This is a genomic window from Bradyrhizobium sp. USDA 10063, from assembly GCF_054063735.1.
Window position 1 is genome coordinate 5,986,754 of the sequence record NZ_JBSSGP010000002.1, and the last position, 26,525, is coordinate 6,013,278.

The following is a 26,525-nucleotide window of genomic DNA, read 5'->3' on the forward strand; positions in this document are numbered from 1 at the left end:
GACACCTTGATCGACGGTTACGAGCGGTCCCGGGTTACGCTGGCGTTTCACCGGGCTACGGCCTTGGTGGGCCGAACCATCATTGGTCCCACGGTACTAAAGCTTATCGGATGGTGCGGTCTCCTTCGTGACCTGGCTCACCAAACCCCGCCTCGGCTTCTGATAGGTTCTGCTATCATGCGGAACAGGCTTTTTTTTGAAGGTGCGGTAATGAAATCGATTGGATTTCCAGGATTGCATCGCCTGGTTCTGGCGCTGTTCCTCCTTTTGATGTGCCAGCCGGCCTTCGCCGAGAAGCGCGTTGCGCTGGTGCTCAGCAATTCCGCCTATCAGAACGTCGCACCGCTCCCCAACCCCATCAATGACGGCGCGCTGATCGCAGCGACGCTGAAGGACGCCGGTTTCGACGTGGTGGATTTCCGCCGCAATCTTCCGGCGGTCGCGACCCGCCGCGTGCTGCGCGACTTTGCCGATCGTACCCGCGATGCCGACATCGCCGTGGTCTACTACGCCGGCCATGGCATCGAGGTCGACGGCGGCAACTACCTCATTCCGGTCGATGCCAGGCTGGAACGCGACACCGACGTTTACGACGAAGCGTTTTCGCTCGACCGTGTTCTGATCGCGATCGAGCCGGCCAAGAAACTGCGGCTCGTCATCCTCGACGCCTGCCGCGACAATCCCTTTGCCAAGACCATGAAGCGCACGGTGGCGTCCCGCGCGATCGGGCAGGGCCTCGCCAAGGTCGAGCCGACCAGCCCGAACGTGCTGATCGCCTATTCCGCCAAGGCCGGCTCCACCGCCGCCGACGGCGACGGCAACAACAGCCCCTTCACGTCGGCGCTCTCGAAACACCTGACGACGCCCGGGCTCGATGTGCGGCGCGCATTCGGCTACGTCCGCGACGACGTGCTGAAGTCGACCAATAACCGCCAGGAGCCGTTCGTCTACGGCTCGCTCGGCGGCGAGGACGTGCCGCTGGTGCCGGCGCCGGCCAAGGTGGCGGCTCCTGCCGCGCCCGCACCGAGCCCGCAGGCCGACATCCGCCGCGACTACGAGCTGGCGCTGCAGGTGGGCAACAAGAGCGCGCTCAACGCCTTCCTGGCGCAATACCCTGATGGCTTCTATGCGAGCCTCGCCAAGCTCCAGCTCGAGAAGATCGCCGCCGAGGAAGCCCGCGTCGCCGCCACGGAGAAGGCGCGGGCGGCGGAGCAGGAGCGGGCTCGGCTTGCCGCCGAAGGTGCCCAGAAGGCGCAGCAGGCCAAGGCGGCCGCCGACGCCAAAGCAGCCGAACAGGCGCGCATCGCCGCTGAAAAGGCCAAGCAGGTCGCGCAGGAGCAGGCGGCGGTCGCCGAACAGAAGCGGCTCGCTGCCGAAAAGGCACTGGCCGACAAGGTCGCCTCCGACAAGGTCGCCGCCGATAAGGCCGCAGCCGACAAGCGTGCCGCGGATCAGACGGCCGCTGCGCCCGCGGCAGCGCCTGGCGATAAGGATAAAGCGGTGAATGTCGCCGCGCTGAGTGCCGGCTCACCGCAAGTTGACGTTACCAAATCTGTGCAGACGGAGCTGCGCCGGGTCGGCTGCCTTGCCGGTGCCGCCGATGGCGAGTGGAACGCCGCCTCGCGGCGCTCGCTGACGCTGTTCAATCGCTATGCCGGAACCAGGCTCGACACCAAGGTGGCCAATGTCGATACGCTTGATGCCATCAAGCTGAAATCCTCGCGCGTCTGCCCGCTCGTCTGCGAGCACGGCTATAAGGTCGATGGCGACCACTGCACCCGGATCGTCTGCGGCGAAGGCTCGTTCCTCAACGACCATAATGAGTGCGAGAAGCGGCGCGAGAAGAAGCCGGTCGCCAAGCGCGATTCCGACGATCGGCCGGCGCGGCGCGAGGGCGCCGAGCGGCCAACGCGCGAACGGCGGCCGCTCGCCTCTTCGGGCGGCGGTGGCGGAGGCCAAGTGGTCTGCGATCGCGGCGGCTGCCGCCCGGTCGCGCGCGGCTGCCACCTCGAATTCCGCACCACCGCGCAAGGAGGCCCATACGAGGGCGGCGGCGGCAACGTTCAGGTTTGCAACTAGATCGCGCTCGCCGCGATATTGACCATCAACGCCAACAGTGCCGTGTTGAACACGAAGGAGACGATGCCGTGCACGGTTGCGGTGCGGCGGATGATCCTGTCGGTGATGCCGACATCGGAGACCTGCGCGGTCATGCCGATCACGAACGAGAAGTAGACAAAATCCCAATAGTCGGCCTCGACATGTTCCTTGCCGCTGGGAAACTGCAGGCCGCCGGGTTCCTTGCCGCGATAATATTCGTGCGCATAGTGTAGCGAAAACGCGGTGTGAACCAGCGCCCAGGACAACGCGATCGTGACGATCGCGAGCGTCAGCGCCTCCGGGCTGCTCTTGGAGGCGCCGAGCTCGAAGACAATGGCGGCGAGGCTCGCGAAGGCGCCGAGCGCGGTCACAAGCAGGATCAGGAACCGGCCGTCGTCCTGCAGGATCGCGTTTCGCCTGATGTAAGCGATGCTGCATTGGAGCATCATCATGAAGGCGAGGGCGAGATACAGCGCGACGAAGATGTCCCAGCCGATCAGGAGCCGCGTCACCGGGCGCAGTGCCTGAGGCAAGAGGAAGAACGCGGCGATGCCGACCGCGATCGCGATGAAGATGCGCGGCCGCGAATACACCACGCGGACGGCCTTCGGCAGTTTCCGGAAGCGAACAAGGCGTTCCTCGAATTCCTTGCTCATTCGTCCGGCCCACTTCGGTCTATTTGATTGTAACGGTCAGGCCGCGAACTCGTTCACCTCCCCCGCAAGCGCAGGGTTATCGCATATGAAATAGCACTTGGTGGGCGATCCCTTCGCGGCCCATCCTTCGAGACGCCCGCCTTTGGCGGGCTCCTCAGGATGAGGTCTGATTCGCGGCGGGATCGATCTTAGACCCTCATGGTGAGGAGCGCCGCTTGCGGCGCGTCTCGAACCATGAGGCCCGCCTCGTTCACAGCCACCAACAGCTATATGCAATAGCCCTGCCCGCAAGCGGGAGAGGGAGCGCAGCGTCGTCTCGGCCAGCCGATCCAATCTGATTGGCACCCTAATTCCTGCGCTCCGCGACGAACCGCGCCGCCGCGCGCAGCACCTCGCCCTTCGGTCCGAACACCGACAAAGCGGAATCGGCGCGGGCCAGGAGATCACGGACGCGCTGCTTGGCGCCCTCGATGCCGAGCTGGGTGACGAAAGTGGTCTTGCCGAGCGCCGCGTCCTGGCCGGTCTGCTTGCCGAGCGCGGCAGCATCGCCCTCGACGTCGAGCAGGTCGTCGGCGATCTGGAAGGCTTCGCCGAGCGCGCGGCCGAAATCGTCGAGCGCCTGATATTCTTTCTCGGAGGACTGGCCGAGGATGGCGCCGGCGATGCAGCCGAAGCGGAGCAGCGCACCGGTCTTCATCTGCTGCAGCCGCGCCACGTCCACTGGCTCGCGGTCGCCGAACCGGCCTTCGCCGGCAAGGTCGAGCATCTGTCCGCCCGCCATGCCGCCGACCCCGGAGGCGCGCGCCAGCGCCCGGGTCAGTGCCAGCCTGACGCCGGCATCGCGATGGATTTCGTCGCGCGTGATGATGTCGAAGGCGATCGTCAGCAGCGCGTCGCCGGCAAGGATCGCGGTCGCATCGTCATAGGCCTTGTGGAGGGTGGGGCGGCCGCGGCGCAGATCGCTGTTGTCCATCGCCGGCAGGTCGTCATGGATCAGGGAGTAGCAGTGGATGCATTCGAGCGCGGCGCCTGCCATCAGGGCGGCGGCGCGCGGCACGCCGAATACGGCGGCACTCTCAACCACCAAAAACGGCCGCAGGCGCTTGCCGCCGCCAAGGCTCGAATAGCGCATGGCCTCGATCAGCCGTTTCGGGCGGACGATCTCGTCCTGCTCCACGGTGTCGGCCAAGAGTTTCGCCAGCAGGGCCTCGGTATCGTCAGCGGTCTGGTCCAGCCGCTTGGCGAATTCTGCAGTACCGGTCGTCATTAAGAATTGCTCCAGGTCGTATTCCGGGGGCGGACAATCGTTGATGGCACCGGCTTCGTCAATTCCGCCGGGCGCCCGGAAGTGCCTTAAAAGCGCTGGAAAAACCGCCAATTGTCGCGAAATCTCACCCGAAACCGGCCAATTTTGCCGGCCGCGCCGACCCGCTCTCAGCCGGAACCTCCAATTTGCGCATCGTCCGGATCCTTTTGCTGCTGCTGGTGGCCGTGCTGCTCGTGCCCTACGTGCTGATGCCGCTTTACCGGTCCGGCCATCCGGTCTCGACGCTGATGGCCTGGCGCACCCTGAAGGGCGCGCCAGTCACCCGGCAATGGGTCGATTTCAACGCGATCTCGCCCTATCTCGCCCGCTCAGTGGTGGGATCGGAGGATTCGAGATTCTGCAGTCATCGCGGCATCGACTGGGACGCGCTGCAGGATGCGATCGATGACGCGGAGGACGGCGAGCCGAGCCGGGGCGGCTCGACCATCACCCAGCAGGTCGCCAAGAACCTGTTCCTGTGGCCGGGCCGCAGCGTGATCCGCAAGGCGCTGGAACTGCCGCTGGCCATGTGGATCGATTTCGTGCTGCCGAAGCAGCGAATCCTGGAAATCTATCTCAACATCGCCGAGCTCGGCCCGTCCGGCCAATTCGGGGCCGAGGCGGGGTCGCAATATGCCTTCGGCCATTCGGCGGCGACCCTGTCGCCGCGCGAGGCGGGGCTGCTGGCGGCGATCCTGCCCAACCCTGTCAGGCGCAGCGCCCGCAATCCTGGTCCCGGCGTCCGCCGCCTCAGCGCCACCTACATGGCCCGTGCCAGCGCTGTTCAGCGCTGCTGGAGCGAAAATCGCGGGTTCTGAATCTGCTGCATTGGCCAGTCTCACTTCCTGCCGGCGCCGTCCTCGCTTCCCTGCTGCCCCTGCGTGCGGAACCACTAGCTGATGATCATGGTTTGTTCCTAAGCTCATTGGAGCTTAAATATCAGCTCATACATTGGGCATTGAGGATTGGGATATTTTGTTGCCGGAATGTTCCGATTGTTCGACCTATATTCAGTTTTTCCCCGCAAAAGCGCTTTTGATGGGTGAATGGGTCTTGGTGAATCAACGGAACTCATCTATAGCTCACTCAGAGATTCACTTGGACTCAGAGCAATGGACCCCCGCAAACTTGCGGCTGAGATGAAGGCCAAAGCCCTCGCCGATCTTAAGGCGGCCGAGGAGATGGAGCGCGCCGCCGAGAAGCTGGTGAGCATGGCGGCAGAGCAGGGCTGGCAAATTGACATCAAACCCGCCAATCTCGCGGCCGGGTCGCCAGTGATTGGCGCGCCTTGGCTTACGGTGAATCCCCAACAGCCGGCTCCTGATTCCCCCAAGCGAGGCGGCAAGGCCGCCGATCCGAACAGCACCACCTCGCGGTCGAAGACCGAATCGATAAGGCTCATTCGCGAGAAGCGTCGTCCCATACCGTTGGGAGAGCTAATTAAGCTGCTTGCTGAGGTGGGAGTCGTGCTTGGCGGAAAGAACCCGAATCAGGCTCTGAGCGCGAATCTTGGCCATTGCCCCGAGTTGGAATCCACCAAGCGTGGATGGTGGCTTGCAGGCGAACCGTTACCCGCTGAAGACACGTCTCCCGTCATCGGTCGGGACATCAACTTGCCGGGGCTGAATTAAACGACAACGGCGGCCAAGGGCCGCCGTCTGGAATACCGCCTGCATCAGGCCGCGACACTGGCGCAGGGGGTGAAGCCGAGGGTGAGGAGCCCGAAGCTACGCGGCGAGGCCCGGGGCGGTCGCGGTAAGCCCCGGTATCCTAGGAGGTTGCCATGCAACCACCATAAAGTAGCCGTGGCGTGGTGCCGGTCTGACCACCGGTGCCGCGTCACGGCCCTCTGTATAGCTAAATCATTGGAAATGTGCAAGGATTCCGTGAGATAATTATTTCAAGGACTTACTTGAAACGCCCACAGGATAAGTCAAGACAAGACGGCTCACATTCGGAGCGCGAGACCAAGCGGCGCTTTGTGGAGGCACTAGAGGCTGGCCTGAAAACGGCCACCCAAACCTTTAAAGAGAACCAATCTGACCGCGTCAGGCCCTAGCTTTACGCCATCGCTTCCTCTATAAGCGCGGCCTTATCGGCATCGCAGCTCGCTTTTGACGCGCGTCCTTCATTTCGGACGATGCCTCCGCAACACCCCTAGAGGACCGTTATGGCTGTTCCCAGAAGAAAAACCTCGCCGTCGCGCCGTGGCATGCGCCGCTCGGCGGATGCGATCAAGAAACCGACCTATGTCGAGGACAAGGATTCCGGCGAACTGCGTCGCCCGCACCACCTCGACCTCAAGACCGGCATGTACAAGGGCCGGCAGGTTCTGAAGAAGAAAGAATCCTGATCCCGAAGACAGTTGGATTCCGGCTCTGCAACCTGCACGGCCGGGATCACAATTGATTGGGCCCCGCCTGACATCGGCCAATGAGTGCGATAAGACGGTTCGCGTCGGCGCGTAGAGAGTGATCCCGAAGGCGTTTCGCTCCTGGTTTCCATCGCTAAGGCCTCGCTCGCATGGTCGGTTTTCCGCTGCTGCTGATTCCGCTCGCGGTCTACAACATCGTCGTCTTCCTGATGCCCGGCGTTTCCTTCGCCGATCCGCTGCTGACGCTGATGCTGATGTCGGGGGCGGAATGGCCGATAACGCTGAGCGACATCCTGCTGGCGCTGGGCATCCTGCTGCTGCTGCTCGAGGTCATCAAGGGCGCGCGTCCGGGCGCCAAATTCCTGATGGATCACTTGCTGTCGCTGATCGTGTTCGGTGCGGCAGCCGCCGAATTCATCCTGTGGCCGAAATTCGGCACCTCGACCTATGGCCTGCTGACGCTGCTGGCACTGGCGGATTTCATCTCCGGGATTGCGCTCCGCACCCGCCGCACGGCGGTCGCTTCCGCAAGTAGGGTGCGGCAAATCGAACCGGAGCCCGCTCCCCCGCCACAACCCGCGCCAGCAGCCCCGGCCCCGCCGCCGGCTCCCTCGCCGGCGCCACCCGTTGCCTCAACAGCGCCCGCGAGCACGGTGCCGGCGGCGGCCTCGGTCGCGGAATCGGTATTGCAGGATCATTCAAAGCCGACGCAGTCACAACCCGCGGTCGCTTCCCCCGACCTGCAGCCGGACCGCAATCCGCCCGCTGAACCCGAACAGCGTTGATCGAGAATCAGATGATCTGGCGCGTGCGGCGGGCGACGCCGCGCCGCTCCTGCGGGCGGGCGGAATAAGCGGACTGTGCGTCCGCAGGCGTCCCCTGTCGCAACGGACGGGTCTGCGGCGCCAGCGCGGCGGTCGCGATCAGTTGGGTCACAAAGCCCGCGTCAGGCCGTGGCAGCGGCCGTTTGGACACGTAGTCCAGGGTCTTGGTCACCGGGACGAGTTCAACCGAGGTGGCCGTGGCGCCAGTCAAAACCTCGCCCTCCCGCACCTGCCTTGATCCGCCGGCTTCCGGCATCGCCAATCCCGCTCGATTGTCACGTTTCGGGACGCTAGCATCCCCTTGGACCTGAACTCGCAAGGACCATGCCGGCGCACGGGCTTTTGTTCCCGGTGGCGGCAAAACGTGGTTTCCAGATTATTTATGAACTTTACCTAAGGTCTGATCGGAAACAGAGGCACACTCCGGGCTTGGAATCACTTACCCACTGTCACGTGCGTCCAGTTGTATCCACTTGGCCGTGTCCTGAAACGAGGCGACAGCAGATGCCCTCCATCCCGCCAGCCGCCGACATCCTGGCTTCGCTCGGCCAGGTGACCTTCGTCTGGGACATTGCCTCCGATGCGCTCGTCTGGAGCGACAATGTGGCCTCGGTTTTTCCCGATCTCCCGCCGGAAGCGCTTGCAAGCGGCGCAGCATTTTCAAGGCTGATCGAGCCATCGCGTGCGATCCGGTCCGATGCGCTCGGCCAACCCGCGGCGCTGCGCAGCGGCGAAGGCACGCCCTATCGAATAGAGTACGGCGTGCGGGCAAGCACCTCGGTGCCCGTGATCTGGATCGAGGAAACCGGCCGCTGGTTTGCCGGACCAGATGGCCGGCCGGTGCGCGCCCACGGTGTGATCAGGATCGACAATGAGCGCCATGCCCGCGACGAGCAGCTCGTGAAGCTGTCGCGGCACGACCCGCTCACCGGCGAACTTAACCGCACCCACCTGATCGCCTCGCTGGCCGAGGCGGTCGAGGAGGCGACGCGCTTCCGCTCGTCCTGCGCCTTCATGCTGATCGGCATCGATCATCTGGCGCGCGTCAACGACGCCTTCGGCTTCGACGTCGCCGACGCCGTGATCGCGGAAATCGGCAAGCGCATCCGTGCCCGCCTGCGCGGTGGCGACGTGCTCGGGCGATTCTCCGGCAACAAGTTCGGGCTGATTCTGCGCAACTGCACCGTCGACGATGCCAATGTCGCCGCCGAGCGTTTTCTGGCGGCCGTCCGCGAGGAGATCGTGCCGACCAGGTCAGGCCCCGTCTCGGTGACGGCGTCGATCGGCGCGGTGAGCGTGCCGCGACATGCCCGCAACGCAGACGAGGCGATCAACCGTGCCCAGGAGATGCTGGATACCGCCAAGAGCCGCCGCGCCGGCTCGTTCCTGCTTTGGAAGCCGAATGTCGAGCGCGATGCCCAGCGCCGCGTCAACATCCGCGTCACCGACGAGATCGTTACGGCGCTGAACGAACGGCGTATCGTCGTGGCGTTCGAGCCGGTGGTCGATGTGCAGTCGCGGCAGCCGGCTTTCTATGAGTGCCTGGTGCGCATGCAGCAGGAGGATGGCCGGGCGTTGTCGGCGCCCGACATCGTGCCCGTTGCCGAGCGTCTCGGCCTGATCCGGCTGGTCGATCACCGTGTGCTCGAACTTGCGGTGGCCGAGCTCGCCGCGTCGCCAAAAGTTCAGCTCAGCCTCAACATCTCGCCGGACACCACGATGGATCCGGACTGGCTCTCCGGAATCGAATCGCTGATGGCCGCGCATCCCGGCGTCGGCGAGCGGCTGATCGTCGAGATCACGGAGACGGTGGCGATCCACAATCTCGACGAGGTGCGCGGCTTCGTCGCGCGGTTGAAGAATTTCGGCAGCCGGATCGCAATCGATGATTTTGGCGCCGGCTACACCTCGTTCCGCAACCTGCGCAAGCTCGGCGTCGACATAGTGAAGATCGATGGCGCCTTCGTGCAGAATATCGCGCATTCCGCCGACGACCGCGCCTTCGTGCAGACGCTGCTCGACCTCGCACGCCGGCTCGGCATCAAGACGGTGGCGGAATGGGTGCAGGATGAAGCGTCCGCGGCGATGCTGCGGGACTGGGGCTGCGACTACATCCAGGGCCGCCTGATCGGATTGGCCTCACCGAAGCGGCCATGGGACGCGGCGGACAAGGCGATCCCGGCGGCGGGTTAGTTCGTCGTCCCCGCGGAAAGCGGGGACCCATCAACCACAGGGCGCAGTTGTTGCGACTAACCTGCCGCTCCTTCACGCCACAAAATCAGGTCCTGTGGTTGGGGTCCCGGGTCAAGCCCGGGACGACAGCGAGGTGGACGACGCCCGGACAATGCACACGACTGTCGTCCCCGCGCAGTGCTGGCGACCCACCAACAATTGGGGTGATGGTCCCGGCTCGAGGCCGGGACCACACAGATCACTCTTCTTTCTTCGTCGTTGTCGTCTCGCGCGACATCCGCTCGAGGCGCTCCTGCATCTCCTTCATCTGGCGGCGCAGGTCGTCGATATTGTCGTCATCCGGCGATGGTTCCGGCACTTTCTCGGGCTCGGGCGTTGCGGTTCCCGTGCGCGGCGGCACGAATGGCTTGAACATGGAGAAGGTCTGCTGGAACAGCTCCATGTTGCGCCGAACCTGTTCCTCGAGCGGCGCGAAGGGAGTTCCGCTCAGCGTGCTTGCGATCTGCTTGCGGAATTTCTCCTGCTCTTTGGTCAGCGTCTCGATCGACTGCTCGAGATATTTCGGCACCACCATCTGCATGCTGTCGCCGTAGAAGCGGATCAACTGTCGAAGGAAAGTGGTCGGCAACAGGTTCTGGCCGGCCTTGTTCTCCTGCTCGAAGATGATCTGCGCCAACACCGATCGGGTGATGTCGTCGCCGGTCTTGGCGTCGTAGACGAGGAAATCCTCGCCTTCCTTCACCATCGCGGCGAGATCCTCGAGCGTCACATAAGTGCTGGTTCCCGTATTATAGAGCCGCCGGTTGGCGTACTTCTTGATCGTGGTCGGGTGTTCTGATTTTGCCATGGGGGCTCACACATCAACACCAGGAGGGAATCCCTGCAGCATTGCTGCAAGGCTGATGCACACGCATCGCAGCAAAGGTAAGCATTTTCAAAGCCGCTCGGCAACGATTTGTGCGGCACGGTTAATTCCAAAGCATAGTTATTGCTCAGGAAAGCTCCAACGGGGTCAATTTAAGTGCGCCGCGGCAGGATTCGCCCGTCTGGCCGATTGACATGCCTCAAGGAGGTTAACAGGATAAGACGGAAAGATAGGCCCGCGTCCGGCCGCCCGCCCGTCGCCAAGCTACCCAAGGCCACAACCTCAAGCTCCAAAACCTCAAGCTCTAGGAGATGCCCATGTCAGACGATGTCGTCATCGTCAGCGCCGCCCGCACCCCGGTCGGCAGTTTCAACGGTGCGTTCGCCAGCACCCCCGCCCACGACCTCGGCGCCATCGCCATCAAGGCGGCGCTGGAGCGTGCGGGCGTCGAGCCGGGCCGCGTGTCCGAGGTGATCATGGGTCAGATCCTGACCGCCGCGCAGGGCCAGAACCCGGCTCGCCAGGCCTCGATCGCCGCCGGCATCCCGGTGGAAAGCCCGGCCTGGGGCGTCAACCAGCTCTGCGGCTCGGGCCTGCGCTCGGTCGCGCTCGGCTACCAGGCGCTGGTCAATGGCGACTCCGAGATCGTGGTCGCCGGCGGCCAGGAATCCATGAGCATGGCCCCGCACGCGCAGCACTTGCGCGGCGGCGTCAAGATGGGCGGCCTGGAGCTCGTCGACACCATGATCAAGGACGGCCTGTGGGACGCCTTCAACGGCTACCACATGGGCAACACCGCGGAGAACGTGGCGCGGCAATATCAGATCACCCGCGCCCAGCAGGACGAATTCGCCGTCTCCTCGCAGCAGAAGGCGGAAGCCGCGCAGAAGTCCGGCCGGTTCAAGGAAGAGATCGTCCCCGTCACCATCAAGACCCGCAAGGGCGACGTCGTGGTCGACGCCGACGAATATCCGCGCCACGGCGCCACGCTCGACGCAATGGCCAAGCTCAAGCCCGCGTTCGAGAAGGACGGCACGGTGACCGCCGGCAGCGCGTCCGGCATCAATGACGGCGCCGCCGCCGTGGTGCTGATGACCGCCAAGCAGGCGGCCAAGGAAGGCAGGAAGCCGCTCGCGCGCATCGTCTCCTGGGGCCAGGCCGGTGTCGACCCGAAGATCATGGGTACCGGGCCGATTCCCGCGTCTCGCAGTGCGCTGAAGAAGGCCGGCTGGAGCATCGGCGATCTCGATCTGATCGAGGCCAACGAGGCGTTCGCGGCGCAGGCCTGCGCCGTCAACAAGGACCTCGGCTGGGATACGTCCAGGGTCAACGTCAACGGTGGCGCGATCGCGATCGGTCACCCGATCGGCGCGTCCGGCGCTCGCGTCCTTGTGACGCTGCTGCACGAGATGCAGAAGCGCGACGCCAAGAAGGGCCTCGCCACGCTGTGCATCGGCGGCGGCATGGGCATCGCGATGTGCGTCGCACGCGACTGAACAAGAGGCAACATGCCGGGTTGAATGATGAAAAGATCGTCTGTCAACCGCAGTGCAAGCTGATAAGAAAAATGCCCGGTCTCGTGCCGGGCATTTTGCATTTTGGAGCATGACTTGAATTTCAAGCATGACTTGAATTTCAAAAGACCGGCACAATGTCGGCTTACAAAAGGCGGCCAAGGAGGAGACGGACATGGCACGTGTTGCATTGGTAACGGGAGGCACGCGAGGCATCGGCGCTGCGATCAGCAAGGCGTTGAAGGCGGCCGGTTACAAAGTCGCGGCGACCTATGGCGGCAATGATGCCGCGGCGGAGAAGTTCAAGGCGGAGACCGGCATTCCCGTTTACAAATGGGACGTCGCCTCGTTCGACGCCTGCGCTGCCGGGGTCAAGCAGGTCGAGGCCGACGTCGGCCCGATCGACGTGCTCGTCAACAATGCCGGCATCACCCGCGACACCGCGTTCCACAAGATGACGCTGCAGCAGTGGAACGAGGTGATCAACACCAATCTCGGCTCGCTCTTCAACATGACGCGCCAGGTGATCGAGGGCATGCGCGCCCGCAAGTTCGGCCGCATCGTCAACATCTCCTCGATCAACGGCCAGAAGGGCCAGTTCGGCCAGGTCAATTATTCTGCGGCCAAGGCCGGCGACATCGGCTTCACCAAGGCCTTGGCACTTGAGAACGCCAAGGGCGGCATCACCGTGAACGTGATCGCGCCCGGCTACATCAACACCGAGATGGTGCAGGCGGTGCCGAAGGATGTTTTGGAAAAGAACGTGATCCCGCAGATCCCGGTCAACCGCCTCGGTGAGCCCGAGGAGATCGCGCGCGCGGTGGTGTTCTTGGCGGCCGACGACGCCGGCTTCATCACCGGCTCGACGCTCACTGTGAACGGCGGACAATATCACGTGTGAGCGAAGCGCTCGCCTCGGCGGCAAATCCCGGTGAGTCGTCATGCCCGGGCTTGTCCCGGGCATCCACGTCCTTATAACGCACGCCAGCAATGAAGACGTGGATGGCCGGGACCCGGCTACGCTGAGGCTTCGCCGGGCACTCTAGTGTCAGTCCGGCGAAGCGATAGCGAAGACGGGCAAGCCGGCCGTGACGGAAACCTTTCGATGACTCCCCGTACCGCCACCCTGATCGGCCTGACCGCGATCATCATGTGGTCGCTGCTCGCCGTGCTCACGGTCGCGACCGGCAAAATCCCCGCCTTCCAGCTCGCGGCGATGACGTTCGCGATCGGCGCGCTGGTTGCTTTCGCGACCTTCATCTTTCGCCCCGAAGCATTCGCTGCGCTGAAGCAGCCGCTGGCGGCTTGGGTCGTCGGCGTCGGTGGCCTGTTCGGCTATCACGCGCTGTATTTCCTGGCGCTGCGTTTTGCGCCGCCCGCGGAAGCTGGATTGTTGAGCTATCTCTGGCCGCTTCTAATCGTGCTGTTTTCTTCGTTCCTGCCAGGCGAACGGCTCGCGCCGCATCACATCATCGGCGCCATCCTGGGGCTCGTGGGGACGGTGCTGCTGTTCGGCGGCGACACCGGCGGATTCGCGCCCGGCCAGATTCCCGGCCTTGCCGCGGCGTTCGTCGCGGCCTTTGTCTGGGCGAGCTATTCGGTGATGTCGCGCTGGCTTAAATCGGTGCCGACGGATGCGGTGGCCGGCTTCTGCCTTGTCACCGCGCTGCTCGCTGCGATCGTACACAGGATGGTCGAGACCACGGTGTGGCCCGAGACCTCTGGGCAATGGCTTGCGATCGCAGCGCTTGGCGTCGGTCCGGTCGGCGCCGCCTTCTTCACCTGGGACATCGGTATGAAGCGTGGCGATATCCGTGTGCTCGGTGCGGCCTCCTACGCAACGCCGCTGCTGTCCACTGCGTTCCTGATTCTCGCTGGCTTCGCGGAGCCGACTGCCGCGATCGCCATCGCCGCCATCCTGATCGCCGGCGGCGGCCTCTTCGCCGCGAAGGATATGTGGAAGAAGTAAGTAGCTTCGTCGTCCCCGCGAAAGCGGGGACCCATAACCACAGGGCGTTGTCGTGTGCTTCGCTGCAACCGCTTGCTCGCGCCACAACATCTCCCTGTGGTTATGGGTCCCGGGTCAAGCCCGGGACGACAGGAGGAGAGGTCGACGCAAGGAAACTACTCCGGCTCCCAGCCCTTCGGCGCCAGTTCGAACTTCGCAAATTCGAACGCCGGCGCGACGGTGCATCCGACCAGGGTCCAGTCGCCGCTGCACTCCGCCGCCTGCCATGCATGCGCCGGCACGATCGCCTGCGGCACTTCGCCGGCTGCGAAATCGGGGCCGAGACGGATAGTCCGCTGTCCGCTCGCATCGGCGATCCGCAAGGTCAGCGCATCGCCTGAATAGTAGTGCCAGATCTCCACCGCATCGACGCGATGCCAATGCGATCGCTCGCCACGCGCGAGCAGGAAATAGATCGCGGTCGAGCGTGACCGTCCGTCCGCATCTGCTGCGCCATCGCGAAACGTCTCGCGATAATGGCCGCCTTCCGGATGCGGCTTCAGCTCAAGCTGCGCGATGATCTCGGCGGCCGTCGGCTTTGGCATCACGACTTGTTCTTGCGCTCGCGCAACTCGCCGAACACCTGGGCCCCGTCGGCGCCCTTCATATGCAGCTTGGCGGCCACCGCCGGCTCGTCGGCGCGCAGGAACACGTTGGCCTTCTTCTCCTCGCCAAGCAGCGTCGGGACCGTCGGCTTGTTCGCCGCGCGCAGCCGCGTCACTTCCTCGGCGCGGGCTTTCAGCGCGGGATTGTCCGATTCCACCGTCAGCGCGAACTTGACGTTGGAGGCGGTGTATTCGTGGCCGCAATAGAGGCGGAAATCGTCGGGCAGCGCGCGCAGCTTCAACAGCGAATCCCACATCATGGGATAGTTGCCCTCGAACACCCGGCCGCAGCCGATCGAGAACAACGTGTCGGCGGCAAACACCGCCTTCTCGCCGTCGAACACATAGGAGATGTGGTCGAGCGTATGGCCCGGCGTCTCCAGCACCCGCGCCAGCAGGCTGCCGACCTTGATCACGTCTCCATTGGCGGCGCGCAGGTCGACATTGGCGATCGCCGTGGTCTTGTCGTGCGGCGCGACGACGCGGCAACCATATTTCTGTTTCAGTTCGGCAACCCCGCCGACATGGTCATGATGATGATGGGTGATCAGGATATCGGTCAGATTCCAGCCCTCGCGCTCCAGCGCCGCGATGATGGGGCCGGCTTCCGGCGCATCGATCGAGGCGGTGGCCTTGGTGGCGGGATCATGGACCAGATAGCCGAAATTGTCGGTCAGGCAGGTGAAGAGACGGATTTCCGCAGACATGATATCTCCCGCGAGCGGCCTGGGCGTTACCGTTTGAGCATGATCTCCGCGCAAACGCTTTGCGTTTGTCGCGAGGGATAGCCGGTGCCACTTTTCCGGATCATGCTCTAGCACGCCCCATATGCGCGGGAAATATGGCGTTAAGGCTCGCGCAACAATGCAATTTTCGGGAACACGGGCGTGAGGGCGGCGTGTTAGGTTGGGTGCATGGACGTCATTGATCTTCGCGATTTCTATTCGCAGCGCCTGGGCATCGTGGCGCGCCAATTGATCAATCGCGGCATTCGCGAGCGATGGCCGGGGGCCGAGGGCCAGCGCGTGCTCGGGCTCGGCTACCCCACCCCCTATCTCGGCCTGTTCCGCGAGGGTTGCGAGCGCTGCATCGCGTTCATGCCGGCATCACAAGGGGTTCTGAAATGGCCGACCGGACGGCCGGCGCTGGCGACCCTGGTCGACGAATTCTCGATGCCGCTCGCGGACGCCGCGGTCGATCGCGTGCTGCTCGTGCACGCGCTGGAGATGTCTGACGATCCGGAGCGGCTGCTCCGCGAAGTGTGGCGGGTGCTGGCGCCGTCCGGCCGGCTGATCGCGGTGATCCCCAATCGCCGCGGCGTATGGACGCGCACCGACAACACGCCGTTCGGCCACGGCCGGCCCTATTCGCGGGCGCAGATCACGCAGCTCCTGCGGCAGACCTGGTTCACGCCGACGGCCTGGGGTGAGGCGCTGTTCATGCCGCCGGTCGCGGGCAGTTGGTTCCTGCGCTGGGCGATGGCGTGGGAGCGCCTCGGTGCGGCGCTGTCATTGCCGTTCGCGGGCGTCCACATCGTGGAAGCGACCAAGCAGGTCTATCGCGCGATCCCCGCGAACCGCGAACGCGCGCGGCTTATCCCGTCGCTGCAGCCCGTGCTCGTGCCGTCGTCGTCGCGCGGGTGATATTTGACCGGCTTCTCCTCCCGTCGTCCCGGGCTTGCGCGCCGCGGCGAAGCCCCTTGGCGTAGCCGGGACCCGGGACCCATAACCACAGGCGCTTGTGGTGTGCTCCGCTGCAACCGCTTGCTCGCGCCACAATAGCTGCCTGTGGTTATGGGTCCCTGCTTTCGCGGGACGACGAAGATGAGGGACGAAGGAGAATTGTCGTCCTACTCATTCCCCGGATTGAAGTCTTCGCTCGGCTGGGGTTGCGCGGCGACGTCGGGGCGCGGACCATGCGGCCGGCGCCGCCGGCGCGGGAAGCGCTCGCTACGCTCGCTGCGTTCGTTGCGTTCTCCGCCGCCATTGCCTTCATAACTGCCATTGACCTGCGGCTGCGCGCCTCCCGTGATGAAGGACGGCAGGCGGTCGACGCCGCCATTGTCCGCGATCACCGGCTGCGGCTGGTTCTGCGGCGGCGCTTGATATTGCGGCTGCGGACGATGCTCGCGCTCGCGATGCTCTCGCGGTTGCTGCTGGTCGCGCTGATAGGGCTGCTGATGGTTTTCGCGCGCATAGGGCGGCTGCGGCACGAAGCCGGGCTCCTGCCCGAAGCTTGAATAGCTGTCGTCATCGTCGCCCTCGTCGGTCGCCGGATCGTTGTCGACACGGGGCGGCTGCTGTTGATTCTGCCGAAGCTGTTCCTGGGCCGCGGCGATGATGCGGAAGTAATGCTCGGCGTGCTGATAATAGTTCTCGGCGGCGACCGGATCGCCGGACGAGCGTGCGTCGCGCGCCAACTGAACGTATTTTTCCGCAACGTGGGAAGCGGTGCCGCGGATCTTGATGTCGGGTCCGTTCGATTCGAACACCCGCGTCAACGGGTTCTGACCACGCCGGTTGTTGTTGTTATTGTTATTCCGGTTACGCATCCGCTTGTTGTTTTGACCGTTTCTCATGTCTCGCCTTTTATTCCAGCCCTAAGTTACCAGCGTTGAAATTGCCGTCGCGGTGGAAGTTGCCCGTCCAACCGGCGCACGCGTTCGCGCGCACCGAATCACGATGCCATTCGGATCAATGCCAAAGTTCGCCAACCATCGCGTTGAGCAAAGACGCGTTCCCCAACCGCCGGCCGGTCGGCCTGCGGATCAATTATTCAGCTTGCCGAGGCAAGCCCAGTTCTCTGACGTAAGTCTTCAAGCGCAATACAGGCTTTCGTTCGCTTGGCGGTCGAGAGCAGCACAGCCCCGGCTATTGCGCTCTAACAGACCTGCGTTTTGGAACCTTTGATCGGCGGGCTCTCGGCGAGAACCCTGGTCTTCACCCGTTAACGGATACGGGGCCAAACCGATGTCATGACCGGAACGTAGTCGTTCCCGGGGGATATTCCAAGAGGTTTTTTTGCGTTCCAATAGGACTTTATCGCGGCAATTTGCGGCCCGCTACCGCCCGTGGGATGCCTGCCAGATCGGCCCTCGGCGGTCCGGCCGGCACGAGCCCTGCCGCCGTCATCAAAGCTTCAACTGCCTCGCTCTGCCTGATGCCTGATTCGACAACCAGCGCGGCGCCAGGGGCCAGCAGATCGGCTGCCTGTGGGATCAGCGCGCGATAGGCATCCAGCCCATCGTCGCCGCCATCGAGCGCGGCAAGCGGGTCGTGCTCGCGCACTTCGACCGCAAGCTCAGCTATATCCGCGGAGCGGATATAGGGCGGATTCGACACGATCAGGTCGAAGCGGCCGGAAAGGCCCGATGCATAGTCGCAGGCGATGAAGGTCGCGCGATTCCCAAGGCCCAACGCCAGCGCGTTGTCATGCGCCGTGCTAAGCGCTTCCGTGCTGATGTCGGTGCCGGTGCCGGTCGCCGCGGGAAGCTCGGAGAGCAGCGCCAGCAGGATCGCGCCCGTGCCGGTGCCGAGATCGGCGATCCGCAACGGCTTTTCCAAAGCGCCGTCTGTGCGGAGAATCTCCAGCGCGAGCTCGACCACGGTCTCGGTGTCGGGTCGCGGCACCAATGTCGCGGCGGAGAGTTTTAGCGGCAGGCCCCAGAATTCCTTTTGCCCGAGGATGCGCGCGACCGGTTCGCCGGCAAGACGACGGCGCGTGAACGCTTCGAGCTTAATCGCTTCGTTCTCCGTGAGCGTTCGGCCCGCCGCCGTGATCAAGCCGGTGAGGTCGAGACGGAGCACCGCGCCGAGTAGCATCCGCGCATCGAGCTCGGCCGAATCGATCGCCGCCGATTTGAGGCGCGCGGCGAGTTGTCGCCGCGCCGCATCGACATTGAGACCGACAAAAGCGCCCACAGCCTCACCGTCGTCCCTGCGAAAGCAGGGACCCATAACCGCCGGCTTTCATTATCGCGTGAGCCATCGGTTGCGTTGTCGCGAGTAATCCGGGTGGAATGTTGAGGACATTACTCTGCCCTGTGGTTATGGGTCCCTGCTTTCGCATGCTTTCGCAGGGACGACAGAATTAGGCAGCCGCGCCTTGCGCGGCGAGCTGAGCGGCCTGATGCTCTGTTGTCAGCGCGTCGATCAATTCGCCGAGCGCTTCGCCCGAGATCACCTGGGGCAATTTGTAGAGCGTCAGGTTGATGCGGTGATCGGTGACGCGCCCTTGCGGGAAATTATACGTGCGGATGCGCTCGCTGCGGTCGCCCGAGCCGACCTTCTCCTTGCGGTCGGCCGAGCGCGCCGCCTCCGCGCGCTGGCGTTCGGCATCGTAGATGCGCGAGCGCAGGATGTTCATCGCCGACGCCCGGTTCTTGTGCTGCGAGCGGCTGTCCTGCATCATCACCACGATACCGGTCGGGATATGGGTGATGCGGATCGCCGATTCCGTCTTGTTGACGTGCTGGCCGCCGGCGCCCTGCGCCCGCATGGTCTCGATCCGTAAGTCTTCGTTCTTGATGTCGACGTCGACGTCCTCGACCTCCGGCAGCACGGCCACCGTGGCGGCGGAGGTGTGGATGCGCCCCTGCGTCTCGGTATCGGGCACGCGCTGCACCCGATGCACGCCGGATTCGAATTTCAGTTTGGCGAACGCGCCGCGGCCCTGCACCTCGGCGATGATTTCCTTGTAGCCGCCGACCGTGCCTTCGCTCGCCGAGATCACCTCGACCTTCCAGCCCTGCAGGGCGGCGAAGCGCTCATACATGCGGAACAGGTCGCCCGCGAACAGCGAAGCCTCGTCGCCGCCGGTGCCGGCGCGGATTTCCAGCACCACGTTGCGGTCGTCCATGGCGTCCTTCGGCAACAGCGCGATGCGGATCTGTTGCTCGAGCTCGGCAAGCTGTGCATGCAGCGTCTCGAGCTCGGTTTCCGCCATGCCGCGCATGTCTGCTTCGGTTGCAGGATCGGCGATCAGGCTCTGGGTGTCGGCGAGCTCCGTGCGCGCGGCGCGATAGGCCTTCACCGCCTCGATCAGCGGATTGAGCTCGGCAAGCTCGCGGGTGATCTGGACATAGCGTTCCGAGTTCACCTGGCCGAGCAGTTCGGCCTCGAGCGAGGCATGATGGGCGAGCAGGACATCGAGTTTGGCTTCGGGCAGCATGGATCGTTCTCAAATTACGGAAAGGGCAGGGCGGCGTCATTGAGGCGAGCGTCGCTACAATGTGAGCCCTTCGGCTTCCGCAAATTCCGTCAGCTTCTCGCGGATGGACACGCTGCCGGTCGGCGCGTCCAGAAGCGGGTTGATCATCGCTTCCGCCTTTTTCGCGTCGAGATCGAGGATCATCGCCTTCACCGGACCATGCGCGGTCGCCGACAGCGACAGCGAGCGGTAGCCGATCGCGATCAGCGCCAGCGCGCCGATTGGCTTCGATGCCATCTCGCCGCACAGCGAGGCGACCTTCTTACAGGCCTGTGCCTTGCGCACGATGTCGCGCAGCGCGCGCAGGATCGGCGCGGACAGGATATCGAACCGTTCCGAGACCTTGGCGTTGCCGCGGTCGACCGCGAACAGGAACTGGAACAGGTCATTCGATCCGACCGAGAGGAAATCGACCCGCTTGAGCAGCTCGTCGAGCTGGTACAGCAGCGCCGGAACCTCGACCATGGTGCCGACATCGACGCGCTCCGGCAGCGAATGGCCGTGCTGGCGCAGATAGGTCAGTTCCCGCTCGACAATAGCCTTGGCTTGATCGAACTCGGTAACGTCTGATATCATCGGAAACATGATCTTCAGCGCGCGGCCGCCGGCAGCGCGCAGAAGCGCACGGATCTGGCCGCGCAACAGTCCCGGGCGATCGAGGCCCAGCCGGATCGCGCGCCAGCCGAGCGCCGGATTCTCCTCGACGACCGTCTCCATATAGGGCAGCGCCTTGTCGCCGCCAATGTCGAGCGTGCGGAAGGTGACGGGCTTCGGCCCGGCCGCATCCAGCACGGTACGATAGAGCGCGAGCTGGTCGCTGGAGCGCGGCAGGTTCGGGCTTACCATGAACTGCAGCTCGGTACGGAACAGGCCGATGCCGGCGCTGCCAGTGTCGTCGATATGCGGCAGATCGATGGTCAGGCCGGCGTTGATCAGGAGTTCGATCGGCTGGCCGTCCTTGGTCACGCAGGGCTTGTCGCGCAGCGCCGAATATTGCGCCTGCCGCCGCGCCCGAAACCGGACCCGCTCGGCATAGGCGGATTCGATCTCGGACGATGGGCGGACGTAGATCTCGCCCGAGATGCCGTCGACGATGATGGCGTCGCCGGGATCGGCGATGCCGGGCGCGTTCGGCACCTCGCCGACCGCGGGAATGCCGAGCGCGCGTGCCACGATGGAAACGTGCGAATTGGCGGTGCCTTCCTCCAGCACCAGGCCGCGCAATCGCTTACGGTCATAGTCGAGCAGCGCCGCCGGGCCCATCGCGCGGGCGATCAGGATCGCGTTGTCGGGCAATTGCTCTCGTGATGGTGCGTGGTCCTGGCCGACCAGTTGCCGCATCAGGCGATGGCCGAGATCCTCGAGGTCGTGCAACCGGTCGCGCAAGTATGGATCGGTCGAGCGCAGCATGCGCGCGCGGGTGTCGGACTGCACGCGTTCGACCGCGGCTTCGGCGGTGAGGCCGGTGGCAACCGCCTCATGCAGCTTGTGCGACCAGCCCTGGTCGTTGGCGAACATGCGATAGGCTTCCAGCACGTCGCGATGCTCGCCGCCGTCGGCGACGTCGCCGCGCTCCAGGAGCCGGTCGAGATCGGCGCGCAGCTTGGTCAGCGCCGCATCCAGCCGCTTGATCTCCTTCGGCAGGTCCTCGGCGATATAGTTGGTGATGACGACGCGCGGCTCGTGCAGCACGACATGGCCGAGCGCGATGCCCTCGGACAGGATGGCGCCGGTCTTGTGCATCGAATGCCGCGCCGCCGGCTCGGCGCCCGGCTGCGCCAGCGCCGCCAATTCGCCGGAGGCGATCATCTCCGCCAGCACCATGGCGGTGGTCTGCAGCGCCTCGACCTCTTCCTCGACGTAAGTGCGCTTGGCGCGGTTCTGCACCACCAGCACGCCGAGCGTGTTGCCGGCGCGCAGGATCGGCACGCCGAGGAAGGAGTGGTAGATTTCTTCGCCGGTCTCGGGGCGGTAGGAGAAGGCCGGGTGGCTCTGCGCGTCGCTCAGGTTGAGCGGCGTGGCCTCGCTGGAAACGAGGCCGACCAGGCCTTCATGGGCGCTCAGCACCGTCCTGTGGACAGCGTCGCGATTCAAACCTTCGGTGGCGTAGAGTTCGAGGGTGTTATCGACGCGCAGCACATAGACCGAGCAGACCTCGGCCACCATGTTGGCCGCGATCAGGACCACGATCTTGTCCAGCCGCTCCTGGGCCGAGACCTGCTCCGCCATGGTTTCGCGGAGCCGTCTCAACAGGACGCGGGGACCTCCCGAAGCGCTCCGCATAGGTTGAAACCCTCCCCCACATGGCCAGCAGGCCGTGTAGCCGGTAGCCGGCGAGAAACTCGACTAATCCAACAATTTTATCCATCGGCGCCGCCGCAAGCTCGCAACCCTGCCGAATCGGATTCGCCAAGACTGTGACACAGTTTACGGCACCCTCCGATCAGGCCGTATAGCCAATCGAGCCTTGTTTTGCCAAGCAAAACGCCTGCCAAAAGGTATAACGTCTCTGTCAGCCCAATGCTGCGGTAGCTAAGAGAAATTCTTACTCGCAACCGCGAGAAATGTGAGCTCGAGCTGTTCCACCTCTCCCATAGGAGAGGCCCGTTCACCCTCCCCTGAAAGGCAGGGCTATCGCATATGAAATAGAACTTGGTGGGCGGTCCCTTCGCGGCCCATCCTTCGAGACGCACGCTTGGGCGTGCTCCTCAGGATGAGGTCTGATTTCGCGGCGGGATCTTAGACCCTCATGGTGAGGAGCGCCGCTTGCGGCGCGTCTCGAACCATGAGGCCCGCCTCGTTCACAGCCACCAAACAGCCATATGCGATAGCCCTGCCCTGAAAGGGGAGGGGCGGGTCGCATGCAGCGTAGCGGAATGCGAACCGGGGAGGGGTCAGCTCTCTCTACTCGGCACCGTCTCAATGGAGAGACTGTGACCCCTCCCCCCGCCGCTCATTTCATTCGCGTCGACCCTCCCCTTTCAGGGGAGGGTAAGGAACTTGTCCGCATTTCGGGAGAGGTGAAGATCACGTCTGGTCGAGACCGTACAGCGTGTGCAGTGTACGCACCGCAAGCTCGGTATAGGCGGCATCGATCAGCACCGAGAACTTGATCTCGGAGGTGGTGATGGCGCGAATGTTGATGTTGCGCGCGGCGAGCGCGGCAAAGGCCTTGGCCGCGACGCCGGCATGGCTGCGCATACCGCTGCCGATGACAGATACTTTCGAGACGTCGGTGGCGCTGTCGAAGCGCTGGTAGCCGATCTTGCTCTTGGCCGCGGTGATGGTGTCGCGGGCGCGGGTGTAGTCGCTCGCGGGAACGGTGAAGGTCAGATCGGTGGTCTTGCCGTCCTCGGAGACGTTCTGCACGATCATGTCGACATTGATGTTGGCATCCGCGAGCGGGCCGAAGATCGCAGCCGCCACCCCCGGCTTGTCTTCGATCTGGCGCACGGAAATCTGGGCTTCGTCCCTGGAGAAGGCGATGCCGGTGACGACGTGCATTTCCATGATTTCCTCCTCGCTGCAGATCAGCGTGCCCGGCGGCATGCCGTGCGGGTCGATATCTTCGGGCTTGTCGAAGCTGGAACGGACGAAGATCGGCATGTTGTGCACCATGCCGAGTTCCACCGAGCGCACCTGCAGGACCTTCGCGCCCTGGGAGGCCAATTCCAGCATGTCCTCGAACGCGATTTTCTCGAGCCGCCGCGCCTTCGGCACCACGCGCGGATCGGTGGTGTAGACGCCGTCGACGTCGGTATAGATGTCGCAGCGGTCGGCCTTGACCGCCGCTGCAATGGCCACCGCCGAGGTATCGGAACCGCCGCGGCCGAGCGTGGTGATGCGGCCGGTCTCGGGATTGATGCCCTGGAAGCCGGCGATGACGGCGACCTCCTTCCGCTCCTTGAAGCGGTTCATGATCTCGGTGCCGTCGATACCGAGGATGCGTGCCGAGGCGTGCGCGTCGGAGGTCTTGATCGGGATCTGCCAGCCCTGCCAGGAGCGCGCCTGGATACCCATGCTCTGCAGCGCGATCGCGAGCAAACCGGAGGTGACCTGCTCGCCGGAGGCCACGATGGCGTCATATTCGCGCGCGTCGTGCATCGGGGAGGCCTCGCTGCACCAAGCCACCAGCTCGTTGGTCTTGCCGGCCATGGCGGAGACCACCACGGCGACGTCGTGCCCGGCATCGACCTCGCGTTTGACATGGCGTGCGACGTTGCGGATTCGGTCGATATTGGCGACGGAGGTGCCGCCGAACTTCATCACGAGGCGGCCCATGACGACGCGTGCATTCCCTGTGAGGATCGGTAGAGTGCCCGCGCTTTAAACCAAGCGCGGGGGCTGAAACGCGCGTATACATAGCGAAGCGGCCGGGGGCAAGCGGGTTCCTGGCGCCGTCCGCGGCGGGGGCACGGGCTGGCTGGAGCAGCGGTAACTGAGGCGTTTGTATGGGGCGTTATATCGACGAGATCCTGCAGCCCGGCGAGAGGGTGCTGTATTCGACGAATGCGCACTGGATTTTCTTCCTGCCGGCGATGGCCCTCTGGGTCGTGGCGATCGTGTTCCTGGTTTTGTCCTATATGGTCCCAACCGGTGCGCCGGCGGTGCTGTGCCTGGTGATGGCTGCTCTTGCGGCAATCGTGGCGCTCTACAAGACGGTGATGGCGGGGATCAACCATTGGACCACCGAAACCGACGTCACCAATCTGCGCGTCGTGCACAAAACCGGCTTTATAAGGCGGAAGACCATCGAGATGAGCTTGGACAAGATCGCCAGTGTCAACGTGGAACAATCCATTCTGGGACGTATCCTCAACTACGGCGATGTAACGATTTCCAGCGTTGGTGAGGCAGAGGAGGAGATTCCAACCATCGCCTCGCCGCTGGCATTCCGCAATTCGATCACGGCGCGATAGGGGCGCGCGCAACATGGCCATGCAATCTGACTTTTCCGGCACCACGGTCGATCCGGCCGAGGTCGCAAAATTCTCGAAACTCTCGGCGGAGTGGTGGGACCCGCGCGGCAAGATGGCGCCGCTGCACAAGATCAATCCGCTGCGGCTCGGCTATATCCGCGATGCCGCCTGCCGCAAGTTCGATCGCAACGCCAGGAGCCTGAGCTGCCTGTCCGGTTTGCGCATCCTCGATATCGGCTGCGGCGCCGGGCTATTGTGCGAGCCGCTGGCCCGGCTCGGCGCGCAGGTGATCGGGATCGATCCCTCCGCCACCAACATCGCCGCCGCGAAACTGCATGCCGACAAGGGGCATCTGCCGATCGATTACCGCTGCACCACGGTGGAGGAGATGGATGCGCGCGAGCGCTTCGACATCGTGCTGGCGATGGAGGTGGTCGAGCACGTCACCGATGTCGGCGTGTTCCTGAAGCGCTGCGCGGCGATGCTCAAGCCCGGCGGCTTGATGGTGCTCTCGACCCTGAACCGCAACTGGAAGAGCTTTGCGCTCGCGATCGTCGGCGCCGAATATGTGCTGCGCTGGCTGCCGCGCGGCACCCATCAATGGAGCAAGTTCGTCACCCCCGACGAACTCGCGCACTACCTGCAAGAGAACCGCCTCACCATCACCGACCAGGCCGGCGTCGTCTACAACCCGCTCGCCGACAAATGGGGCATCTCGTCGGATATGGACGTGAACTACATGGTGGTCGCGGAGGAGGGGTAGGGGCTGGCGCAGGGACCCATTTCCGTCATTGCGAGGAGCGATAGCGACGAAGCAATCCATGTTTCCGCAAGTGGCACCATGGATTGCTTCGCTGCGCTCGCAATGACGGCGATGGGAATTCGTAGTCCGAGCGCAATCCTGTCATGCACCGTCCATGTTGACCGCGGGCGTGACGCCCGCCACGGTGCCGTCGTTTTCCCAGCCCGCCCGCGATTCTCCCGCACATGCTCACGATTGCCTCGCTCTGGATTCCCTTCACCATCGTCGCTGCGCTCGGGCAGGTCGCGCGCAATGCGATGCAGCGGTCGCTGACCGGGCCGCTCGGGACCTGGGGCGCGACCAATATCCGCTTCCTGTTCGGTTTTCCGTTCTCGGTCCTGTTCTTTGCGCTGGTCATAGTGGCGACCGGCGATTCCGTTCGGTGGCCGCCAGCGGTGTTCTGGCCGTGGCTCCTGCTCGGCGCGCTCAGCCAGATCGTCGCCACCGGCTTGATGCTGCTGGCGATGAACGAGCGCTCCTTCGTGGTGACCACGGCGTATCTGAAGACCGAGGCGATCCAGACCGCGATCTTCGGCTTCGTCTTCCTCGGCGATCACCTGACATGGCTCAAGGTGATCGCCATCCTGATCGCGACCATCGGCGTCGTCATCACAGCGCTCCGGCCCGGCGGCGAGAAGGGGTTTGCGGAAGTGAAGCCGACCATCATCGGCCTGGTCGCGGCGGCCGCCTTTGCGCTGTCGGCGATCGGCTTTCGCGGCGCGATCATCACGGTGCCCGGCGTCTCCTTCGTCACCGCGTCGACCTACACGCTGGTGTTCGGCCTGTTCGTGCAGACGCTGGTGCTGTCGATCTATCTGCTCTTGCGCGCGCCCGGCGTGCTCAAGGCGATCCTCGGATTGTGGCGGCCTTCGATGCTGGCGGGCTTCATGGGCGCGTTCGCCTCGCAGTTCTGGTTCCTGGCCTTCGCGCTGACGGCGGCGGCGAACGTGCGAACGCTGGCGCTGATCGAAGTATTGTTCGCGCAAGGGCGTGGCGTACTACTCGTTCAAGCAGCCGATCTCGCCGCGCGAACTTTCCGGCATCATCCTGATCGTGATCGGTGTGGCGCTGTTGATCGCGGCGTGATCCTCGCCTTGTCATTCCGGGGCGCGCGGTAGCGCGAGCCCGGAATCCATCGGGCGGCAGGCGCA

The 26,525-nt window shown here is 64.2% G+C and carries 23 protein-coding genes and 1 pseudogene; 13 read left to right on the forward strand and 11 right to left on the reverse strand.

Features of this window, described 5'->3' with window-relative positions:
- The first annotated feature begins 210 nt into the window (after positions 1 to 210).
- Positions 211 to 2,079, forward strand: a complete 1,869-nt coding sequence (locus ACVJGD_RS30455) for a caspase family protein (RefSeq protein ID WP_456637686.1) — start codon at positions 211 to 213, stop codon at positions 2,077 to 2,079.
- Here ACVJGD_RS30455 and ACVJGD_RS30460 read toward each other — a convergent pair.
- A complete protein-coding gene (locus ACVJGD_RS30460; RefSeq protein ID WP_456637687.1) occupies positions 2,076 to 2,756 on the reverse strand; it encodes a DUF1345 domain-containing protein in 681 nt (226 codons plus the stop codon). The two genes, ACVJGD_RS30455 and ACVJGD_RS30460, sit on opposite strands and share 4 nt — an antisense overlap.
- Positions 2,757 to 3,102: 346 nt before the next feature.
- A complete protein-coding gene (locus ACVJGD_RS30465; protein ID WP_456637688.1) occupies positions 3,103 to 4,023 on the reverse strand; it encodes a polyprenyl synthetase family protein in 921 nt (306 codons plus the stop codon).
- A gap of 185 nt (positions 4,024 to 4,208) precedes the next feature.
- On the opposite strand from ACVJGD_RS30465, the gene mtgA reads away from it, so the two are divergent.
- From mtgA to ACVJGD_RS30485, 4 genes are all read left to right on the forward strand, one after another.
- The gene (gene mtgA / locus ACVJGD_RS30470; RefSeq protein WP_456637689.1) at positions 4,209 to 4,880 is read left to right on the forward strand and encodes a monofunctional biosynthetic peptidoglycan transglycosylase; all 672 of its coding nucleotides are present in this window, start codon (positions 4,209 to 4,211) and stop codon (positions 4,878 to 4,880) included.
- A gap of 294 nt (positions 4,881 to 5,174) precedes the next feature.
- On the forward strand, positions 5,175 to 5,693 hold the full coding sequence (locus ACVJGD_RS30475; RefSeq protein ID WP_456637690.1) for a hypothetical protein: 519 nt from the start codon (positions 5,175 to 5,177) through the stop codon (positions 5,691 to 5,693).
- Positions 5,694 to 6,232: 539 nt separating this feature from the next.
- Positions 6,233 to 6,415 (forward strand): 50S ribosomal protein L32, encoded by a 183-nt coding sequence (gene rpmF, locus ACVJGD_RS30480; RefSeq protein ID WP_007598106.1) that lies wholly within the window; start codon positions 6,233 to 6,235, stop codon positions 6,413 to 6,415.
- 170 nt (positions 6,416 to 6,585) lie between these two features.
- On the forward strand, positions 6,586 to 7,221 hold the full coding sequence (locus ACVJGD_RS30485; RefSeq protein ID WP_456637691.1) for a hypothetical protein: 636 nt from the start codon (positions 6,586 to 6,588) through the stop codon (positions 7,219 to 7,221).
- 7 nt (positions 7,222 to 7,228) lie between these two features.
- Here the strand turns inward: ACVJGD_RS30485 and ACVJGD_RS30490 are convergent, their stop codons facing one another.
- Positions 7,229 to 7,516: a hypothetical protein gene (locus ACVJGD_RS30490; protein WP_456637692.1), complete on the reverse strand. Its 288-nt coding sequence runs from the start codon at positions 7,514 to 7,516 to the stop codon at positions 7,229 to 7,231.
- 248 nt (positions 7,517 to 7,764) lie between these two features.
- On the opposite strand from ACVJGD_RS30490, the gene ACVJGD_RS30495 reads away from it, so the two are divergent.
- Positions 7,765 to 9,453 carry a putative bifunctional diguanylate cyclase/phosphodiesterase gene (locus ACVJGD_RS30495; protein WP_456637693.1) on the forward strand — a complete coding sequence of 563 codons (1,689 nt, stop codon included), beginning with the start codon at positions 7,765 to 7,767 and terminating at the stop codon, positions 9,451 to 9,453.
- A gap of 238 nt (positions 9,454 to 9,691) precedes the next feature.
- Here ACVJGD_RS30495 and phaR read toward each other — a convergent pair whose 3' ends face one another.
- Positions 9,692 to 10,300, reverse strand: a complete 609-nt coding sequence (gene phaR / locus ACVJGD_RS30500; protein WP_456637694.1) for a polyhydroxyalkanoate synthesis repressor PhaR — start codon at positions 10,298 to 10,300, stop codon at positions 9,692 to 9,694.
- A gap of 335 nt (positions 10,301 to 10,635) precedes the next feature.
- On the opposite strand from phaR, the gene ACVJGD_RS30505 reads away from it, so the two are divergent.
- The 3 genes from ACVJGD_RS30505 (at position 10,636) to yddG (ending at position 13,801) form a co-directional block, all read left to right on the forward strand.
- Positions 10,636 to 11,814 carry an acetyl-CoA C-acetyltransferase gene (locus ACVJGD_RS30505; protein WP_456637695.1) on the forward strand — a complete coding sequence of 393 codons (1,179 nt, stop codon included), beginning with the start codon at positions 10,636 to 10,638 and terminating at the stop codon, positions 11,812 to 11,814.
- A 193-nt stretch (positions 11,815 to 12,007) separates the two neighbouring features.
- Positions 12,008 to 12,733 (forward strand): acetoacetyl-CoA reductase, encoded by a 726-nt coding sequence (gene phbB / locus ACVJGD_RS30510; protein WP_456637696.1) that lies wholly within the window; start codon positions 12,008 to 12,010, stop codon positions 12,731 to 12,733.
- Between the two features lie 204 nt (positions 12,734 to 12,937).
- A complete protein-coding gene (gene yddG, locus ACVJGD_RS30515; RefSeq protein ID WP_456637697.1) occupies positions 12,938 to 13,801 on the forward strand; it encodes an aromatic amino acid exporter YddG in 864 nt (287 codons plus the stop codon).
- Positions 13,802 to 13,956: 155 nt separating this feature from the next.
- On the opposite strand, the gene ACVJGD_RS30520 is transcribed toward yddG, so the two are convergent.
- Both ACVJGD_RS30520 and gloB read right to left on the reverse strand, forming a co-directional pair.
- Positions 13,957 to 14,385 (reverse strand): cupin domain-containing protein, encoded by a 429-nt coding sequence (locus ACVJGD_RS30520; protein ID WP_456637698.1) that lies wholly within the window; start codon positions 14,383 to 14,385, stop codon positions 13,957 to 13,959.
- Positions 14,385 to 15,152, reverse strand: a complete 768-nt coding sequence (gene gloB / locus ACVJGD_RS30525; RefSeq protein WP_456637699.1) for a hydroxyacylglutathione hydrolase — start codon at positions 15,150 to 15,152, stop codon at positions 14,385 to 14,387. The genes ACVJGD_RS30520 and gloB overlap by 1 nt, the downstream gene beginning before the upstream one ends.
- Positions 15,153 to 15,359: 207 nt before the next feature.
- Between gloB and ACVJGD_RS30530 the strand changes: the two genes are divergently transcribed.
- Positions 15,360 to 16,088 carry a methyltransferase domain-containing protein gene (locus ACVJGD_RS30530; RefSeq protein WP_454616085.1) on the forward strand — a complete coding sequence of 243 codons (729 nt, stop codon included), beginning with the start codon at positions 15,360 to 15,362 and terminating at the stop codon, positions 16,086 to 16,088.
- 206 nt (positions 16,089 to 16,294) lie between these two features.
- Here ACVJGD_RS30530 and ACVJGD_RS30535 read toward each other — a convergent pair whose 3' ends face one another.
- From ACVJGD_RS30535 to ACVJGD_RS30555, 5 genes are all read right to left on the reverse strand, one after another.
- The gene (locus tag ACVJGD_RS30535) at positions 16,295 to 17,023 is read right to left on the reverse strand and encodes a DUF4167 domain-containing protein (protein ID WP_456637700.1); all 729 of its coding nucleotides are present in this window, start codon (positions 17,021 to 17,023) and stop codon (positions 16,295 to 16,297) included.
- Positions 17,024 to 17,483: 460 nt separating this feature from the next.
- A complete protein-coding gene (prmC, locus tag ACVJGD_RS30540) occupies positions 17,484 to 18,401 on the reverse strand; it encodes a peptide chain release factor N(5)-glutamine methyltransferase (RefSeq protein ID WP_456637701.1) in 918 nt (305 codons plus the stop codon).
- A gap of 133 nt (positions 18,402 to 18,534) precedes the next feature.
- Positions 18,535 to 19,614 (reverse strand): peptide chain release factor 1, encoded by a 1,080-nt coding sequence (gene prfA, locus ACVJGD_RS30545; RefSeq protein WP_456637702.1) that lies wholly within the window; start codon positions 19,612 to 19,614, stop codon positions 18,535 to 18,537.
- A gap of 54 nt (positions 19,615 to 19,668) precedes the next feature.
- A complete protein-coding gene (gene ptsP / locus ACVJGD_RS30550) occupies positions 19,669 to 21,936 on the reverse strand; it encodes a phosphoenolpyruvate--protein phosphotransferase (RefSeq protein ID WP_456637703.1) in 2,268 nt (755 codons plus the stop codon).
- 744 nt (positions 21,937 to 22,680) lie between these two features.
- Positions 22,681 to 23,934: an aspartate kinase gene (locus tag ACVJGD_RS30555; protein ID WP_456637704.1), complete on the reverse strand. Its 1,254-nt coding sequence runs from the start codon at positions 23,932 to 23,934 to the stop codon at positions 22,681 to 22,683.
- Positions 23,935 to 24,104: 170 nt separating this feature from the next.
- Between ACVJGD_RS30555 and ACVJGD_RS30560 the strand changes: the two genes are divergently transcribed.
- The 3 genes and pseudogenes from ACVJGD_RS30560 to ACVJGD_RS30570 all read left to right on the forward strand — a co-directional run bounded on the left by ACVJGD_RS30560 (position 24,105) and on the right by ACVJGD_RS30570 (position 26,460).
- Positions 24,105 to 24,572 carry a PH domain-containing protein gene (locus ACVJGD_RS30560; RefSeq protein ID WP_456637705.1) on the forward strand — a complete coding sequence of 156 codons (468 nt, stop codon included), beginning with the start codon at positions 24,105 to 24,107 and terminating at the stop codon, positions 24,570 to 24,572.
- A gap of 13 nt (positions 24,573 to 24,585) precedes the next feature.
- Positions 24,586 to 25,335, forward strand: a complete 750-nt coding sequence (gene ubiG, locus ACVJGD_RS30565; RefSeq protein WP_456637706.1) for a bifunctional 2-polyprenyl-6-hydroxyphenol methylase/3-demethylubiquinol 3-O-methyltransferase UbiG — start codon at positions 24,586 to 24,588, stop codon at positions 25,333 to 25,335.
- Positions 25,336 to 25,559: 224 nt separating this feature from the next.
- Positions 25,560 to 26,460: pseudogene (locus tag ACVJGD_RS30570) on the forward strand (EamA family transporter).
- Positions 26,461 to 26,525 lie beyond the last annotated feature (65 nt).